We start from the raw sequence: 590 nt of genomic DNA, 5'->3' as shown, positions 1-590 counted from the left end.
CAGGAGAGCATTATGGCTGTTACTAATATCGCTGAACTGAACGCGCTTGTTGAGCGTGTCAAGAAAGCCCAGCGTGAATATGCCAGTTTCACTCAAGAACAAGTCGACAAAATCTTCCGCGCCGCCGCTCTGGCCGCTGCAGATGCTCGAATCCCTCTCGCCAAAATGGCCGTAGCCGAATCCGGCATGGGTATCGTTGAAGACAAAGTGATCAAAAACCACTTCGCTTCCGAATACATTTACAACGCTTATAAAGACGAAAAAACCTGTGGCGTTCTGTCAGAAGACGACACCTTTGGCACCATCACTATTGCTGAGCCTATCGGCATCATCTGCGGTATCGTACCGACCACTAACCCGACTTCAACAGCCATTTTCAAATCGCTCATCAGTCTGAAAACGCGTAACGCCATCATTTTCTCTCCGCACCCGCGTGCAAAAGAAGCCACCAACAAAGCGGCTGATATCGTGCTGCAGGCTGCCATCGCGGCCGGCGCGCCGAAGGACCTGATTGGCTGGATCGATCAGCCGTCTGTAGAACTGTCTAACGCGCTGATGCATCACCCGGACATCAACCTGATCCTGGCGAC

Annotated in this window: 1 protein-coding gene; it reads left to right on the top strand. The window is 52.2% G+C overall.

What is annotated here, in order from left to right; genetic code table 11:
* Positions 1-12: 12 nt before the first annotated feature.
* The coding region (locus tag H9Y04_RS49290; RefSeq protein ID WP_187820190.1) for an aldehyde dehydrogenase family protein at positions 13-590 on the top strand (578 nt) is incomplete at its 3' end.

The organism is Streptomyces polyasparticus, assembly GCF_014493765.1.
In the GTDB taxonomy this organism is placed as follows: domain Bacteria; phylum Actinomycetota; class Actinomycetes; order Streptomycetales; family Streptomycetaceae; genus Streptomyces; species Streptomyces polyasparticus.
Note: the sequence above shows the minus strand (reverse complement) of the source record. Positions and strands in the feature narration are given on the sequence as shown.